Source organism: Stenotrophomonas sp. LST15-1-1.1 (assembly GCF_040815575.1).
In the GTDB taxonomy this organism is placed as follows: Bacteria; Pseudomonadota; Gammaproteobacteria; order Xanthomonadales; family Xanthomonadaceae; genus Stenotrophomonas; species Stenotrophomonas lactitubi_B.
Genome location: NZ_JBFPNJ010000001.1, coordinates 1007671 through 1024283 on the forward strand (window position 1 = coordinate 1007671; position 16613 = coordinate 1024283).

The following is a 16613-nucleotide window of genomic DNA, read 5'->3' on the forward strand; positions in this document are numbered from 1 at the left end:
CATCAACCCTGGAGTTAGGAGCCCGCGTCCTGCGGAAATTCCTGTCGAATCCGCTGAAGATAGCGATCAGATGCCGCCTGATCACCCAGTCGCGCCTCGATTTCAGACGCAAGTTGTAACACGGAACGCGTGGCCGGTGCAGCCGCAATCCTACGTTCGGCGAAGGCCCGGGCCTCCATGAACTGGCCGTGTCGGTAGCTCAGCTGGGCCATCGCCTCCAGGGCGACCGGGTTGTCCGGCACCTGCGCCAGGGCGGCACGCAGGTCGCGTTCGGCACGTTCCTGCTGGCCAGCATCCAGCGCGCAACCACCGGCGTTGGCCAGCGCAGCGGCGGGTGTGGCGTAGCCTGGCGCAGCCAGAGCACGATCGAACCAGACCAGCGATTCGGCCGAGTGGCCGTGCTGGCACAACCATGCCGCGTAATTGTTGAGCACGTCACCGCGTTGCGGCGCCAGCTCCGCAGCGCGACGGAAACCATCCCCCGCCTGCTGCTCGCGCCCCCTGCGGTCTTCGACTCCGGCCAGCAGCATCACCGCATCCACCCCGCTGGGCTGGAGCTTCAGCGCACGGCGCACCTTGCGCTCGGCCTCGTCCAGATTGCCCACCTGCATGTCGCGGGCGGCCAGCGCCAGCAGATCCTCGTAGTGGAACTTCTGGCGTACGCCCGGCGCATCGCGGACGCTGTGGATCGGCGCGACCCCGCCCGGGCCGATCGGAATCTCACTCGTGGTCGTGCAACCGCCCGCTGCCAGTGCCAGCGCGCCTGCGAACAGGGCCACCGGCAGGCGATCAGGCCGCCGCATCGCTCCCCTTCCCTGCCTGCAACGTCTTGTTGAACTCTGCCTGGCGGCGGGTGCGGTCCATGACCTGGCCCTTGAGCTGGCCGCAGGCGGCGTCGATATCGTCGCCACGGGTACGGCGCACCATCGTCAGCACGTTGCTGTCGAGCAGGATCTTCTGGAAGGCGCGGATATGCGCTTCTTCCGAACGCTCGTAGCGGGTGCCCGGGAACGGGTTGAACGGGATCAGGTTGACCTTGCCCGAGTCCCTGGCCTGCACCGCGTTGTCGAACTGGTGCATCAGCCGCGCCAGCTGGCGGGCATGCTCGGGCTGGTCGTTGATGCCCTTCATCAGGGTGTATTCGAAGGTGACCGATTCGCGGCGCTTGTTGGCGCGCAGGTAGCGTGCGCAGGAGGCCATCAGCTCGGCGATCGGGTACTTCTTGTTGAGCGGCACGAGGGTCTCGCGCAGCTCGTCGTTCGGCGCATGCAGCGACACCGCCAGCGACACGTCGCTTTCGGTGGACAGGCGGTCGATCTGCGGCACCAGGCCGGAGGTCGACAGGGTCACGCGCTTGTTGGCCAGGCCGTAGCCCAGATCGTCGCGCATCACGCTCATGGCGCGTACGACGTTGTCGAAATTCATCAGCGGCTCGCCCATGCCCATCATCACCACGTTGGTGAGGCGGCGCATCTGGTGCGGCACGTTGCCCAGGTGGCGCGCCGCAATCCACACCTGGCCGATGATCTCGGCGGTGGTCAGGTTGCGGTTGAAGCCCTGGGTAGCGGTGGAGCAGAACGTGCAGTTCAGGCCGCAACCGACCTGCGAGGACACGCACAGCGTGCCGCGGGTCTTGTCGGGGATGTACACGGTCTCGATGGCGTTCTTGCCATCAACGCCCATCGCCAGCAGCCACTTGTGGGTGCCGTCGGCGGAAGGCTTGTCGAAGATGATGTTCGGGACGAGGACCTCGGCATGCTCCTGCAGCTTGGCGCGCAGGACCTTGCCGAGGTCGGTCATCTCATCGAACTCGGTGACGTAGCGATGGTGGATCCACTTCATCACCTGATGGGCGCGGAATTTCTTCTCGCCGAGAACCTCGACGAAAAACTTCTCCAGGCCCGCGCGATCGAGGTCGAGCAGGTTCTGCTTGCCAGCCGTGGGTGCCGACTTCGGCAGCGGCTGGATGGCGATTTTCTGTACGACCTCGTTCACGGCATTACTCTCAGCGCGAGACGACTTCGGTGGCGGCGAAGAAGTAGGCGATTTCAATCGCTGCATTCTCGACCGAGTCCGAGCCGTGGGCGGCATTGGCATCGATGGATTCGGCGAAGTCGGCGCGGATGGTGCCCGCAGCGGCTTCCTTCGGGTTGGTGGCGCCCAGCAGGTCGCGATGGGCCAGGACGGCGTTCTCGCCTTCCAGGGCCTGGATCATCACCGGGCCGGAGATCATGAACTCGACCAGCGCGTTGAAGAACGGACGCTCGCGGTGCACGGCGTAGAAGCCTTCGGCTTCACGGCGCGACAGCTGCTTGTACTTGGCGGCCACGACCTTCAGGCCGGCCTTCTCGAAGCGGGCGTAGATTTCGCCGATGACGTTCTTGGCAACGGCGTCCGGCTTGATGATCGAAAGGGTGCGCTCCAGCGCCATGGGATGTCTCCAATGGAATCGGGCCGCTGATGGCCCGAAGGGTAACAAAAAAAAAGCCGCGTCGAAACGCGGGCTTAGCCTGATAAACGTGCGCGGATTGTAAAAGATAACGCGCCAACGTGGTAGTGCCGGCCGCTGTGGCGGCCGGGGTCGGATCCCCGCAGGGGCTCTGACCCCCATTCCGGGGCCAGCACCGGGGGTCGGAGCCCCGGGCGGGGATCCGACCGCACCCACCGCATTCACCCACCTGAGCGGATTCTGACCGGCCCGAGCATTTTTGCTGCACTGCAAAATGCCATACGCTACCGTCTGGTTCTAGTATCAAACAATCGTTTGATTAAGGTCGCCCGCCCGATGGCCAAGCCCGCCCACTTCTCGACCAAGGACCGGATCCTCGGCGCCGCCGAGGAGCTGTTCGCCCAGCACGGCTTTGCCGGCACCTCGCTGCGCCAGGTCACCAGCCAGGCCGACGTCAACATCGCTGCGGTGAACTACCACTTCGGCTCCAAGGAAAACCTGGTCAACGAGGTCTTCCGCCGCCGCATGGACGAGATGACCGGCGCCCGCCTGGCCCAGCTCGAGCGCGCCCGCAACGAACATCCGGGACAACTGCGACCGGTGCTGGCCGCCTTCGTCGAGCCGGCCCTGGCGCTGGCCCAGGACCGCCAGAACGGCGGCGCCTTCGTCCGCGTGATCGCTCGCGCCTACGCTGAAAAGAACGACAACCTGCGCAAGTTCCTGTCCGACCACTACGGCCACGTGCTGCGTGAGTTCGGCAAAGCAATCGCCACCTGCGTGCCCGGCCTGAGCAAGGAAGAGCTCTATTGGCGCCTGGATTTCCTGGCCGGCTCGCTGACCTACGCCATGGCCGATTTCGGGTTGATCAAGCGACCCGCCGATGTCACCGAAACGGCGCATCGTGCCCATGCCGCGCATGAACTGATCCATTTCGCCGAGGCCGGATTCCGCGCCGCCGCCCGCAGCGGCAGCGCCCTGCCCGCCTCCATTGATTCCACCCAGTAACTGCTGACCAACAAAGGCCCTACACCATGTCCAATTCCCTGCTAGTCCGCCGCGCCGCCGTGCTGGGTGCCGGCGTCATGGGTGCCCAGATCGCCGCCCACCTCACCAATGCCGGCGTCGACACCGTGCTGTTCGACCTGCCCGCAAAGGAAGGTCCGGCCGATGGCATCGTGCTGAAGTCGATCGCCAACCTCGGCAAGCTGAGCCCGGCGCCGCTGGCCAGCAAGTCGCTGGCCGAAGCGATCACCCCGGCCAACTACGAGACCGGCCTGGAACAGCTGAAGGACTGCGACCTGATCATCGAGGCCATCGCCGAGCGCATGGACTGGAAGCAGGACCTGTACAAGAAGATCGCGCCGTTCGTGGCCGACCACGCCGTGCTGGCCTCCAACACCTCGGGCCTGGGCATCAACAAGCTGGCTGACGTGCTGCCGGAACAGCTGCGCCACCGCTTCTGCGGCGTGCATTTCTTCAACCCGCCGCGCTACATGCACCTGGCCGAGCTGATTCCGGCCACCACCACCGACGCCAGCGTGCTGGAAGGCCTGGAAGCATTCCTGGTCACCACCCTGGGCAAGGGCGTGGTGTACGCCAAGGACACCCCGAACTTCATCGGCAACCGCATCGGCGTCTTCTCGATCCTGTCCACCATCCACCACACCCAGCAGTTCGGCCTGGGCTTTGATGAAGTGGACGGCCTGACCGGCCCGCTGGTCGGCCGCCCGAAGTCGGCCACCTATCGCACCTCCGACGTGGTCGGCCTGGACACCATGGCCCACGTCATCAAGACCATGGGCGATACCCTGCCGAACGACCCGTGGCATGAATTCTTCAAGTCGCCGAAGTGGCTGGACGCGCTGATTGCCAAGGGCGCGCTGGGCCAGAAGACCGGCGCCGGCATCTTCCGCAAGGTCGGCAAGGACATCGTGGTGCTGGACCTGGAAAAGCAGGACTACCGTCCGGCTGACCGCGCCGCCGCGCCGGAAGTGGTCGAGATCCTGAAGATCAGGAACCCGGCCGAGAAGTTCGCCAAGCTGCGCGAGAGCCAGCACCCGCAGGCGCAGTTCCTGTGGGCGACCTTCCGCGATCTGTTCCACTACAGCGCCTACCACCTGGCCGACATCGCCGAGACCGCGCGCGACGTCGACCTGGCCATCCGCTGGGGCTACGGCTGGTCGCTGGGCCCGTTCGAAACCTGGCAGGCCGCCGGATGGAAGCAGGTCGCGCAGTGGATCGCCGACGACATTGTCGCCGGCAAGAGCATGAGCAACGCCCCGCTGCCGGATTGGGTGTTCGATGGCCGCGATGGTGTGCACGCCGCCGAGGGCAGCTACAGCCCGTCGCGCAACGCCAAGCTGCCGCGTTCGTCGCTGCCGGTGTACCAGCGCCAGCGCTTCCCCGATCCGCTGCTGGGCGAGACGTTCGCCCCGGGCGAGACCGTGTTCGAGAACGACGGCCTGCGCATGTGGCATGACGGTGATGGCATCGCCGTGGTCAGCTTCAAGACCAAGATGAACACCGTGTCGGACCACGTGCTGGATGGCCTGCAGGAGTGCGTCACGCGTGCCGAGAAGGACTTCCAGGGCCTGGTGATCTGGCAGCAGAAGGAGCCCTTCTCCGCCGGTGCCGACCTGGCCGGCGCCCTCGGCCTGCTGCAAGCCGGCAAGGTCGACCAGTTCGAGGAAATGGTGCACAACTTCCAGCGCACCAGCCAGCGCATCAAGTACTCGCTGGTGCCGGTGGTGGCTGCGGTGCGTGGCCTGGCGCTGGGCGGCGGTTGCGAATTCCAGATGCACAGCGCCAAGACCGTAGCCTTCCTGGAAAGCTACATCGGTCTGGTCGAAGCCGGCGTCGGCCTGCTGCCGGCCGGTGGTGGTCTGAAGGAACTGGCCGTGCGCGCCTCGCAGGCCGCAGGCCCGGGCGGTGACGTGTTCGCCGAACTGAAGAAGACCTTCGAGACCGTAGCGATGGCCAAGGTGTCCAACTCGGCGGTCAACGCCCAGGAACTGGGCCTGCTGCGCAGCACCGACAAGGTGGTGTTCAACAGCTACGAGGCGCTGTACATCGCCAAGGCCGAAGCACGTGCGCTGGCCGAAGCGGGCTACCGTCCGCCGCTGCCGGCACGCCGCATCCAGGTGGCCGGTGACGTTGGCATCGCGACCTTCAAGATGATGCTGGTCAACATGCTGGAAGGCCGCTTCATCAGCCCGTACGACTACGAGATCGCCGAGCGCATCGCCACCGTGCTGTGCGGCGGCAAGGTCGACCGCGGCACCCTGGTCGACGAAGAGTGGCTGCTGACCCTGGAGCGCAAGCACTTCGTCGAACTGGCCCAGCAGGAAAAGACCCAAGCCCGCATCGCGCACATGCTCAAGACCGGCAAGCCGCTGCGTAATTGATTGATGGTGGGTGCCGCCCCTGATTCGGGGCCGCACCGTCCCCTGCTTCTGGTAGGTGCCGACCGTGGTCGGCACGCCGGTAAAAACTCAAGAGATCACTGCAATGACCAAGCAAATCCAGGACGCCTACATCGTCGCCGCCACCCGCACCCCGGTTGGCAAGGCGCCCAAGGGCATGTTCCGCAACACCCGCCCCGATGACATGCTCGCCCACGTGCTGCGCAGCGTCGTCGCGCAGGCGCCGGGCGTGGACGTCAACCGCATCGATGACGCGATCATCGGCTGTGCGATGCCGGAAGCCGAGCAGGGCATGAACGTGGCCCGCATCGGCGTGCTGCTGGCCGGCCTGCCCAACACCATTGCCGCGCAGACCGTGAACCGCTTCTGCTCCTCCGGCCTGCAGGCCGTGGCGCAGGCAGCCGACGCGATCCGCCTCGGCAACGCCGACCTGATGCTCGCCGGCGGCACCGAATCGATGTCGATGGTGCCGATGATGGGCAACAAGATCGCGATGGCCCCGAGCGTGTTCGACAACGACCACGTCGCCATCGCCTACGGCATGGGCATCACCGCCGAGAAGGTCGCTGAAGAGTGGAAGGTCTCGCGCGAAGAACAGGACGCCTTCGCCCTGGCCTCGCACCAGAAGGCCATGGCCGCCATCCAGAACGGCGAGTTCAAGGACGAGATCAGCCCGTACGAGATCGTCTCGCACCAGCCCGACCTGGCCGACGGCAAGCGCATCATCACCCGCAACAAGGTCGCCGACACCGACGAAGGCCCGCGTCCGGATTCCTCCGCCGAAGGCCTGGCCAAGCTGCGCCCGGTGTTCCGCAACGGCCAGTTCGGCGGCACAGTGACTGCCGGCAACTCGTCGCAGATGAGCGATGGCGCCGGCGCGGTGCTGCTCGCCTCGGAGCAGGCGATCAAGGACTACGGTCTGACCCCGCTGGCCCGTTTCGTCAGCTTCTCGGTGGCCGGTGTGCGCCCGGAAGTGATGGGCATCGGCCCGATCGCCGCGATTCCGAAGGCACTGAAGCAGGCCGGCCTGACCCAGGACCAGCTGGACTGGATCGAGCTCAACGAAGCCTTCGCCGCGCAGTCGCTGGCCGTCATCCGTGACTGCGGCCTGGACCCGAGCAAGGTCAACCCGCTGGGCGGCGCGATCGCCCTGGGCCACCCGCTGGGTGCGACCGGTGCGATCCGTACCGCGACCCTGCTGCACGGCCTGCGTCGTCGCCAGCAGAAGTACGGCATGGTGACGATGTGCATCGGCACCGGCATGGGTGCGGCGGGCATTTTCGAGGCGCTGTAAGGTTCAAAGCGCTGCCGGCTGATTGCTGGCTGTGGGCCCGGGTGGGTGAGGCTGCCCGGGACACGCCGTAAACCCATCCATGGGGGCTTGGCAGCGGCATCCATGCCGCTGACAGTCCCGGTCAGCCTCACCCACCCGGACCACCTAACATTCCGCGCGGCGGAGGGGTGAGCAAAGGCAGTAGATCCACGCCATGCGTGGATGCTACGGAAACGAAAAAGGCAGCCATCGGCTGCCTTTTTTGTTTCTGCCCTGCTCTTGATTCCGCCCCGCCCATCCCGCCTATCACGTATCAATCAAGGCGCCGCGAACGGAGCGCTTGAAAACACCTTATTCCGCCAGCATCGCCGCCAGCTTCTCGCGCGCCGGGCCAGCCAGTTTCGGGTTGTCCAGCGCGAAGCGGATCGTCGCTTCGACCAGCCCCAGATGGGTACCGCAGTCGAATCGGGTGCCCTCGAAGCGGTAGGCATCGACCTCGTCGGTCTTCAGCAGTTCGGCGATCGCATCGGTCAGCTGGATCTCGCCACCGGCACCGGTCCGGGTCTGCTCAAGCAGCTCGAAGATCTTCGGGCTCAGTACGTAGCGCCCCACCACGGCCAGGTCACTCGGCGCGTCTTCCGGCTTCGGCTTCTCCACGATCTGCGAGATGCGGCCTTTGCGGCCATCGAACGCCTCCGTGGCGACGATGCCGTAACTGGCCGTCTTGTCGTGTGGCACGTCTTCCACGGCGATGACGCTGGCGCCGCTGGCCTCGTTGAGGTCGGCCATCTGCTTCAGCGCACCGGCGCCGCGGTTCCAGATCAGATCATCGGGCAGCAGCACCGCGAACGGCTCGTCACCGATGACCGCCTTGGCGCACAGCACCGCGTGGCCCAGACCCAGAGCTTCGGCCTGGGTGACGAAAATCGCGCGCACACCTTCCGGCAGCACATGGCGGATCAATTCGAGCTGTTCGTGCTTGCCCGCACGCTCGAGCTTCTGCTCCAGCTCGTAGGCTTTGTCGAAGTAATCGGCGACGGCGTGCTTGTAGCGATTGGTGATGAACACCAGGGTGTCACAACCTGCTTCGATCGCTTCATCCACCGCGTACTGGATCAGCGGCCGATCGATGATCGGCAGCATTTCCTTCGGCACCGTCTTGGTCGCCGGAAGAAAACGCGTGCCCAGACCTGCTACCGGGAATACCGCCTTGCGAATGCGCTTGCTCATTGGTGCCTGCTGGCCTCACGTGCCGGAAAGGGCACAACCTTAGCGGATGAAATGTAAGCATCCTGTTCGATTGGCGAGAATTCCGGCATGGTCGCAAACAGGATTTCCTGGATCGTATCGATGTCGTACCGGGCAATTGCTTCGCGCAGCTTGGGCACGTTGCCCAGCACGATGTCCCGCGAGAACGTACGCACGCCTGCCTCGAGAATCTTGGGGTGCGCGGTCGGCCGGTAGTCCTCGTCGGAATAGAACAGCGTCTCGTGCAGCTTCTCGCCCGGGCGCAGGCCGGTATAGATGATCGGAATTTCCTTGTAGGGCTGCTTGCCCGCCAGGCGGATCATCTGTTCGGCCAATACCCGGATCGGCACCGGCTCGCCCATGTCCAGGGTGTAGATCGCTCCGTGCGATGCCGACGCGGCCGCCTGCAGGATCAGCTGGCACGCCTCGGGGATGGTCATGAAATAGCGGCTGACCTCCGGGTCAGTCACCGTGACCGGGCCGCCCTTGAGGATCTGCTCGCGGAACAGCGGCACCACGCTGCCGGCCGACGCCAGCACGTTGCCGAAGCGCACGGTCACGAAACGGGTGTGCGTCGACTTCTGGTCCAGGCTCTGGCAGATCATCTCCGCATAGCGCTTGCTGGCGCCCAGCGCGTTGACCGGGTCCACCGCCTTGTCGGTCGAAATGAACACAAAGTGCTCGACGTGGGCTTCCAGGCAGGCACGGGCTACGTTTTCGGTAGCGAGGATGTTGTTGCGCACGGCTTCGCGCAGCTGGCGCTCCAGCACCGGCACGTGCTTGTAGGCGGCCGCATGGAAGGCGGTGTCGACCGGATGCAGCGACAGCGCATGGCGGATCACCGCGGGATCGCCACAGTCACCCAGCACGGCTTCGATCTCGACATCGGGGAAGCTGCGGCGCAGCTCGCCCTCGATGGTCAACAGCAGCAGTTCGCTGATCTCCAGCAGCACGATGCGACCGGCGCCATGGCGCGCGCACTGGCGACACAGCTCGGACCCGATCGAGCCACCGGCACCGGTCACCATCACCGTGCGCCCGCCCAACCAGCCACGGATAAGGTTCCAGTCCGGCATGATCGGCTTGCGCCCGAGCAGATCTTCGATCGCCACTTCCTTCAGCTGCCCCGGCAGCGACTGTCCCTGCAGGATGTCGCTGAGCTTGGGCACGGTGCGGAATGGAATGCCGGTGCTCTCGCAGATCGCCACCACGCGCTGCATGCCAACGGCATCCAGCGAAGGCATGGCGATCACCAGCAGCTTGGCCGCGGTCTCACGGGCCACCGCCGGCGCATCATCCAGGGTACCGAGGATAGGCAGGCTCTGCAGCTTGGCACCCCGCAGGTGCGGCGCGTCGTCGAGCAGGCCGACCGGCTCGAAATTGCCGGATCGGCGCAGGTCGCGCACCAGCGTCTCAGCGGCCTGGCCCGCCCCGAGAATGAGTACGCGGCGCGCGGTCGAATCGGACTGCAGCGACTGGTAGTCCTTCCACGCCCGGTACAACAGGCGCGGCGCACCCAGCAGCGCCGAGAGTGCGAACGGGTAGATCACCAGCACCGACATCGGCACGCCGTTGAAGCGCTTCCAGGCCAGCACCAGCACAATGGCGATCAGACCGATGAAGCTGGCCTTGAAGATGTTCAAGAGGTCGCTGACGCTGGCAAAGCGCCACAGCCCGCGATAGAGGCCGATACGCCAGAACACCAGCCCCTGCAGCGCCAGGACCAGCGTGGTATCCACGTTCCACAGCGGCAATGCGGGAGCGTCCGCGAGGATCGAGTAGCGACCCGCATGCAGCAACTGCCAACAGGCCCATACCATGAACAAGTCGTGGCAGACGATGGCCGTACGCGGCATCAGACCGAGGATTCTATCCCGCCAGGGTGAAGACATAGATCGAGTAATTCCTTATCGGTGGCGCAATCCATTGCGCAGGAGGAGCCACAGCAGGGTCAGCGCGACAAACCACGCGACCGCTACGGCAGCCTCCCACCTCGGCTGCAAATTGGAGCAGATATTGAGCACTGTAATACTGAACAGGCCCAAAACAAAGTACATCCCTGTCACCTGCGCATGGCTGGCTCCTGCCTGCACCGCGCGCTGGTAGACATGCTGGGTGTGGGGTTCCATCCAGCGTTGCCCGGAAAGGATGCGCGCGAACAGCGTGAAGCCCGCGTCCACAAGGAATGCAGACAATGGCAGCAGGAGCAGGATCCAGTTGATGTCGGTCTGCAGGGCAGCGACGGCAAGCACCACGGCAACGGCATAACCCAGCGCGCCACTGCCCACATCCCCCATGAAGATCCGCGCCCGCGGAAAATTGAATGGCAGAAAACCCAGGCATGCCAGGCCCAGGGCGATGGGCACCAGCGAGTAGGGCCAGGGAAGCACCGTGGCGAAGCCCAGCGCAACGATGACCGCCTGACTGCTGGCGATCCCGTTGATGCCATCCATGAAGTTCCAGATGTTGATCAGCGAGGCGGTAAAGAACAGCACCAGCAGGCTCAACAGCCAGCTGCCTCCATGTACCTTGACCAACCCCGCCAGCAACGTAGCGGCGAGGAAATGCACCAGCAACCGGCGCATGGCGGGCAGCGGCCGATGGTCATCCCACCAGCCGATGCCGGCCACCAGCAGCAGGCCAAGGCCGGCGACAGCCAGGCTGGGCGCAGCGTCCGGCCAGACGCAAGCGGCCACGGCCGCAGCAACCAGCAGGCTGATCACGATGGCGATGCCGCCACCACGCGGGGTGGCGATGCTGTGGCTGCGGCGCTCGCCGGGCTGATCCAGCAACTGCCTGCGCAGGGCATACACGCGTGCCGCCCAGGTCAACGCCGCGCTGAGCAGGGCCAGGCCCAGCAGCGCGGCCATCACGAGCCACGGCATGGTTCAGAGCACCGCGTAGTTCAACAGCGGTTTGACCGTACCCCACTCCTTGCAGCTGGGGCATTGCCAGTGGTGGGTGCGCGCGCCGAATCCGCAGCGGGTACAGCGGTAGGCAGGATTGCGCACCAGCAACTGGTCGGTGATGTGCTTGAGATCATGCAGGGTCGCAGTGGAATCTGCGCCCTCGGCCAGGGTGAGGTCGATCAGAGCCGATTCACCCCGCACCGACGGGCGATCCTTGAGCTGGCGACCGAGGTAGGCACGGGCAGGCGCGACCCCTTCCTGCTCTTCCATCAGGCGGGTCAGGGCCAGCACCGGCGCAATGCCGCGGTAATGCTCGGTCATCTCGGACAGGAAGGCGCGTGCGCCGCCCAGGTCGCCGACCTTGCGGTAGTTGTCCATCAGCGCCGGCAGCACTTCCGGCAGGTACTCCGGATCGTTGCGGGCAGCGCGCTCGAAGGCGCGCACGGCGGCCTCGGCGTTGCCTGAATCGGTTTCCAGGCGTCCCTCGATGATGCCGGCACGGACCGACATGGCATCGGCCTGGTAGGCCCGGGCAATGGCCCCCCTCGCCTCTTCCAGCTTGCCTGCGCCACGGAAGCGCTCGGCGAGCTCACATTCGAACTGTCCGATCAGCTTGCCCATCGGCTCGCCGGTGACATCTTCAAAACGGGTGGCGTTGTCGATCGCCTTTTCCCAGTCACGCTCGGCCTGGTAGATGCCGATCAGGTGTTTGAGCGCCTGCGGTGCGCGCTGGTCCAGCTGCGCCAGTTCGGTGAACACGGTTTCAGCGCGATCCAGCAGACCGGACTTCATGTAGTCCTCGCCCAGCGCCAGCAGGGCCTGCACGCGCTGCGCATCGCTCAGGTCCTGGCGGTTGACCAGGCCCTGATGCAGACGGATCGCGCGGTCCACTTCGCCACGGCGGCGGAACAGATGACCCAGCGCGACCTGGGTCTCGAAGGTTTCCTTGTCCAGCTCGGCGATATGCAGGAACAGCTCGATGGCCTTGTCCGGCTGCTCGTTGAGCAGGTAGTTCAGGCCACGGAAATAGGTGCTCGACAGGTGGCTGACCTGGTTGTCACCGTGGCGTTGACCGCCGCGACGTCCGATCACCCAGCCGGCCAGCGCCGCCAACGGAAGACACAGGAAAAACCAGAACCACTCGGAAACGAATTCCATCTTCGATCAACGTCCATCAAAAGACTGGGAGGGGGCAACCGGCGCCGACGGCGCAGCCGCCGACTTGTTGGCACGGCGCAGCTGGCTGTAGAGCGGAATGACCACGCTTACCAGCACCAGGCCAGCACCGACCACGACACCAATCAGCAGGGCGGCAATCAGCGCCACGCCGACGGACGTGTTCAACTGGGTAAACAGCAGGTTGATCGACATGGCCGTCATGTTGACCGCACCAATGATCAGACCAAGGATCAGAACCGCCAGCAGGACCAGCAGACGAAAAACTTTCATGCGACAGCTCCATTGGCAGGAGGTCGTAGCTTATCCGACTCGTGGCGGGATTCGCACGAAGTCGCGCGACGGACGGCTCAGGCCGGATCTGCGTCCAGCGGCAGCACGCTGCTGACCCGCTCGCGCAATTCCTTGCCTGGCTTGAAATGAGGGACATGCTTGCCCGGCAGGGCAACCGATTCGCCGGTCTTCGGGTTGCGACCCAGGCGCGGCGGACGGTAGTGCAGCGAAAAGCTGCCGAAGCCGCGGATCTCGATGCGATCGCCGGCTGACAGTGAGCCCCCCATCATTTCCAGCAATGACTTGACCGCCAGATCGACATCATCGGCCTTCAGGTGCGCCTGTCGGCGCGCGAGGATTTCGATCAGTTCGGATTTGGTCATTACCGGCTCACATCAGGGGCATCTCAGCCTGAAACGGCCCGGGCAATGCCCGGGCCGTCCAGGAAACAACAAACAGCCTAAGGCCGATATTACTCGGACTTGTTGCCGTTCAGCTGTGCACGCAGCAGCGCGCCCAGCTGGGTGGTGCCGCTGGATGCCGAAGAGGACTGGTATTCCTCCAGCACTTCGCGCATTTCCGCGTCGTCCTTGGCCTTGATCGACAGCTGCAGGGTACGACCCTTGCGATCCATGCCCACGAACTTGGCTTCAACCTTGTCACCAACCTTCAGGTGCTGGGTCGCGTCGTCAACACGCTCGTTGGCGATGTCGCGAGCTGCAACATAGCCTTCGATGCCGTCGGCCAGCTCGATGATCGCGCCCTTGGCGTCGACTTCCTTCACCACGCCTTCGACCTTGGAGCCCTTCGGATTGGTCGCCATGTACTGGCCGAACGGATCCTGCTCCAGCTGCTTGACGCCCAGCGAAATGCGCTCGCGCTCCGGATCGACGGCCAGGACCACTGCGTCCAGGTTGTCGCCCTTCTTGAAGTTGCGAACGATGTCTTCGCCAGTGGTCGCCCAGCTGATGTCGGACAGGTGAACCAGGCCGTCGATGCCGCCGTCCAGGCCGATGAAGATGCCGAAGTCGGTGATCGACTTGATCTGGCCCGACACCTTGTCACCCTTCTTGTGGGTGGCAGCGAAGGTTTCCCACGGATTGGCGGCAACCTGCTTCATGCCCAGCGAGATGCGGCGACGCTCCTCGTCGACGTCCAGGACCATGACTTCAACTTCGTCACCGACCTGCACAACCTTGGACGGGTTGACGTTCTTGTTGGTCCAATCCATCTCGGAAACGTGCACCAGACCTTCGACGCCCGGCTCGATTTCGACGAATGCGCCGTAATCGGTGACGTTGGAGACCTTGCCGAACACGCGGCTGTTGGCCGGGTAACGACGGGCGATGTTATCCCACGGATCTTCGCCCAGCTGCTTCAGGCCCAGCGAAACGCGGTTGCGCTCGCGGTCGAACTTCAGCACGCGCACGTCCAGCTCGTCGCCGACGTTCACGACTTCGGACGGATGGCGCACGCGCTTCCATGCCATGTCGGTGATGTGCAGCAGGCCGTCGATACCGCCCAGGTCCACGAATGCGCCGTAATCGGTCAGGTTCTTGACGACACCCTTCAGGATCGCGCCTTCCTGCAGCTTGTCCATCAGCTGCTCGCGCTCTTCCGAGTGCTCGCTTTCGACGACAGCGCGGCGCGAGACCACGACGTTGTTGCGCTTGCGGTCAAGCTTGATGAGCTTGAATTCCAGCTCCTTGCCTTCCAGGTAGGCCGGATCGCGCACGGGGCGCACATCGACCAGGGAACCCGGCAGGAAGGCGCGGACATCCTTGATGTCCACGGTGAAACCACCCTTGACCTTGCCGCTGATGCGGCCGGTGATGGTTTCGTTCTTTTCCAACGCTTCTTCCAGCTCGTCCCACACCATCGCGCGCTTGGCCTTCTCGCGCGACAGGACGGTTTCACCGAAGCCGTTCTCGATCGAGTCGAGGGCGACCTTGACGATGTCGCCTTCGGCAACATCGATTTCGCCAGCGTCGTTACGGAACTGTTCGATCGGCACGATGCCTTCCGACTTCAGCCCGGCGTTGATCACCACGACGTCGCCGCGGACTTCAACAACGGTACCGCTGACGATGGCGCCCGGCTTCAGCTTGGCCAGGTTGGCCTGGCTGGCTTCAAACAGTTCGGCAAATGATTCGGTCATTAGATTTACTCTGTTGGACACATGGGTCGGCTGGCTTCCCTTCAGGGAATGGCTGCCGCCCGCCTGTTGGTCGACCCCGGAAATGCAGGTCGTGTGTGGAAGTAGGAAAACCGCCACGCATCATTGCGCGACGGAGCTTTTACAGCACTGCAGATGCGCGACCTCCACCGATGATGCTGGCAGAGCTCCCGCGCGAACGGATCAGGCAGCCGGAACCGGAAGCAGATCCATCACTCTGGCAACGACATCTTCGATGCCGATGCCTGTGGTGTCGATGAGGACAGCATCGTCTGCCGGCTTCAGGGGCGCCACGGTACGCTGAGCATCACGGGCGTCGCGGGCCATGATCTCGCGCAGGAGGTCTTCAAAGTTAACAGAAACCCCCTTGTCTTTCAACTGCTTATGCCGGCGCTCGGCGCGCTCCTCGGCACTGGCGGTCAGGAAGACCTTGTAGGGAGCGTCCGGGAAGATGACGGTGCCCATGTCGCGGCCGTCCGCGACCAGCCCCGGCTCCACCCTGAATGCGCGCTGGCGCTCCTTCAGGGCGGCCCGGACCTCCGGAATCGCGGCAATCGCCGACGCCAGCGCTCCGGTGGTCTCCAGCCGCAGCTCGTCGGTGGCATCGGTGCCATTGACCAGGACCCGCATGGCATCGCCCTGCTCGACGAACTGGACATGGGTATCAAAGGTGCAGCGCACCAGCGCGGAGGCATCGGAGGTGTCGATGTCGGCCCAGCTGGCCGCCACGCCCACGGCGCGGTACAGCGCACCCGAATCCAGGTAGTGCCAGCCCAACCGGCGCGCCACAATGCGGCTGATGGTACCCTTGCCAGCCCCTGACGGGCCGTCGATGGTCAGGACGGGAACGAGTGGATTCATGGGGGTCCTTGCGCGTGTGAAGGGGGCATTCTAGCCCCTGCCAGACACCCCGCAACGGGCCTTTTGTGCAACCACTTGAAACCATGGGGAAAAGCCCGGTAGAATGGCGGGCTTGAACGAGCGTCCACTGCCGATTGTCTTTCGCATATCGCGGCCACGCTCCACCCGAACAACTACTGTTTACGCCGAGGTATGCCATGAAAGTTCTGTCCTCCCTGAAGTCGGCGAAGGCCCGTCACCGTGACTGCAAGGTCGTGCGTCGTCGTGGCAAGATCTTCGTCATCTGCAAGTCGAACCCGCGTTTCAAGGCGCGTCAGCGCTAAGCCCAACGGTCCTCGTGACCGCGGCTGGCCCCACGCGGGGCCGACCCGATGCAAAAAGCCGCCTTCGGGCGGTTTTTTGTTTATGCGGTTTTTTCCTGTCGTTTTTGCTGTAATCGCTGTTCTTGACCACTGGGGAGTAGATCGAGATGACGCGTTACCTGTGCACCCTGGCCGTACTGGCCACCCTGGCTGCCGCCACCCCGGCGCTGGCCGATACCCTGCTTGTCGACCGCGCCCGCGAAAAGCCGGCCGGCGCCCTGCCCGTCCGCGGCCAGAGCATGCAGCAGGTGCAGTCCCAGTTCGGCGCGCCGGCAGAGCAGCTGCAGCCGCGCGGCGGACAGAAACGGCAATGGCCGACCATCCACCGCTGGGTGTACCCGCAGTTCACCGTCTACTTCGAGAAGCAGAAGGTGATCGACGTGGTGGCAAACCAGGCGGATCCGAACGAAATCGGCCCCAAGCCGCCGATCCGTTGACCCCCATGCCCGCCACCGGCGGGCGCG

The 16613-nt window shown here is 64.6% G+C and carries 16 protein-coding genes; 5 read left to right on the forward strand and 11 right to left on the reverse strand.

The features are described 5' to 3' along the window. Window positions 1-14: 14 nt before the first annotated feature. The 3 genes from pilW to ndk are packed head-to-tail and all read right to left on the reverse strand — an operon-like array spanning window position 15 to window position 2431. Complete coding sequence (gene pilW / locus MRBLST15_RS04595) at window positions 15-803, reverse strand: type IV pilus biogenesis/stability protein PilW (protein ID WP_367785363.1); 789 nt, start codon at window positions 801-803, stop codon at window positions 15-17. Next, window positions 790-1995, reverse strand: coding sequence for a 23S rRNA (adenine(2503)-C(2))-methyltransferase RlmN (gene rlmN, locus MRBLST15_RS04600; RefSeq protein WP_032977561.1), 1206 nt, complete (start codon window positions 1993-1995; stop codon window positions 790-792). The genes pilW and rlmN overlap by 14 nt, the downstream gene beginning before the upstream one ends. A gap of 10 nt (window positions 1996-2005) precedes the next feature. Continuing rightward, window positions 2006-2431 (reverse strand): nucleoside-diphosphate kinase, encoded by a 426-nt coding sequence (gene ndk / locus MRBLST15_RS04605; RefSeq protein WP_008265389.1) that lies wholly within the window; start codon window positions 2429-2431, stop codon window positions 2006-2008. Between the two features lie 354 nt (window positions 2432-2785). Here ndk and MRBLST15_RS04610 point away from each other — a divergent pair, with 354 nt between their 5' ends. From MRBLST15_RS04610 to MRBLST15_RS04620, 3 genes are all read left to right on the forward strand, one after another. After that, entirely contained in the window at window positions 2786-3454 is a 669-nt protein-coding gene (locus MRBLST15_RS04610; protein WP_312704988.1) for a TetR/AcrR family transcriptional regulator, read from the forward strand. Window positions 3455-3480: 26 nt separating this feature from the next. Beyond that, window positions 3481-5853, forward strand: a complete 2373-nt coding sequence (locus MRBLST15_RS04615; RefSeq protein WP_367785364.1) for a 3-hydroxyacyl-CoA dehydrogenase/enoyl-CoA hydratase family protein — start codon at window positions 3481-3483, stop codon at window positions 5851-5853. 103 nt (window positions 5854-5956) lie between these two features. Further along, window positions 5957-7165, forward strand: coding sequence for an acetyl-CoA C-acyltransferase (locus MRBLST15_RS04620; RefSeq protein WP_164139230.1), 1209 nt, complete (start codon window positions 5957-5959; stop codon window positions 7163-7165). Between the two features lie 330 nt (window positions 7166-7495). Here the strand turns inward: MRBLST15_RS04620 and galU are convergent, their stop codons facing one another. The 8 genes from galU to cmk form a co-directional block, all read right to left on the reverse strand. Next, window positions 7496-8374, reverse strand: a complete 879-nt coding sequence (gene galU / locus MRBLST15_RS04625) for a UTP--glucose-1-phosphate uridylyltransferase GalU (protein WP_025875017.1) — start codon at window positions 8372-8374, stop codon at window positions 7496-7498. After that, entirely contained in the window at window positions 8371-10284 is a 1914-nt protein-coding gene (locus tag MRBLST15_RS04630; protein WP_265952371.1) for a polysaccharide biosynthesis protein, read from the reverse strand. Before MRBLST15_RS04630 ends, galU begins: the two co-directional genes overlap by 4 nt. A gap of 15 nt (window positions 10285-10299) precedes the next feature. Beyond that, window positions 10300-11277 (reverse strand): MraY family glycosyltransferase, encoded by a 978-nt coding sequence (locus MRBLST15_RS04635; protein WP_367785365.1) that lies wholly within the window; start codon window positions 11275-11277, stop codon window positions 10300-10302. 3 nt (window positions 11278-11280) lie between these two features. Beyond that, window positions 11281-12459, reverse strand: coding sequence for a lipopolysaccharide assembly protein LapB (gene lapB / locus MRBLST15_RS04640; protein ID WP_367785366.1), 1179 nt, complete (start codon window positions 12457-12459; stop codon window positions 11281-11283). A 6-nt stretch (window positions 12460-12465) separates the two neighbouring features. Continuing rightward, on the reverse strand, window positions 12466-12750 hold the full coding sequence (locus tag MRBLST15_RS04645) for a lipopolysaccharide assembly protein LapA domain-containing protein (protein ID WP_025875021.1): 285 nt from the start codon (window positions 12748-12750) through the stop codon (window positions 12466-12468). 77 nt (window positions 12751-12827) lie between these two features. Further along, on the reverse strand, window positions 12828-13133 hold the full coding sequence (locus MRBLST15_RS04650; protein ID WP_005409286.1) for an integration host factor subunit beta: 306 nt from the start codon (window positions 13131-13133) through the stop codon (window positions 12828-12830). A gap of 89 nt (window positions 13134-13222) precedes the next feature. Next, a complete protein-coding gene (rpsA, locus tag MRBLST15_RS04655; RefSeq protein WP_049466147.1) occupies window positions 13223-14908 on the reverse strand; it encodes a 30S ribosomal protein S1 in 1686 nt (561 codons plus the stop codon). 201 nt (window positions 14909-15109) lie between these two features. Next, complete coding sequence (cmk, locus tag MRBLST15_RS04660; RefSeq protein WP_132825322.1) at window positions 15110-15787, reverse strand: (d)CMP kinase; 678 nt, start codon at window positions 15785-15787, stop codon at window positions 15110-15112. 197 nt (window positions 15788-15984) lie between these two features. Between cmk and ykgO the strand changes: the two genes are divergently transcribed. Next, window positions 15985-16110 (forward strand): type B 50S ribosomal protein L36, encoded by a 126-nt coding sequence (gene ykgO / locus MRBLST15_RS04665; protein WP_005409283.1) that lies wholly within the window; start codon window positions 15985-15987, stop codon window positions 16108-16110. A gap of 146 nt (window positions 16111-16256) precedes the next feature. Beyond that, complete coding sequence (locus MRBLST15_RS04670) at window positions 16257-16586, forward strand: hypothetical protein (protein ID WP_089240526.1); 330 nt, start codon at window positions 16257-16259, stop codon at window positions 16584-16586. Window positions 16587-16613 lie beyond the last annotated feature (27 nt).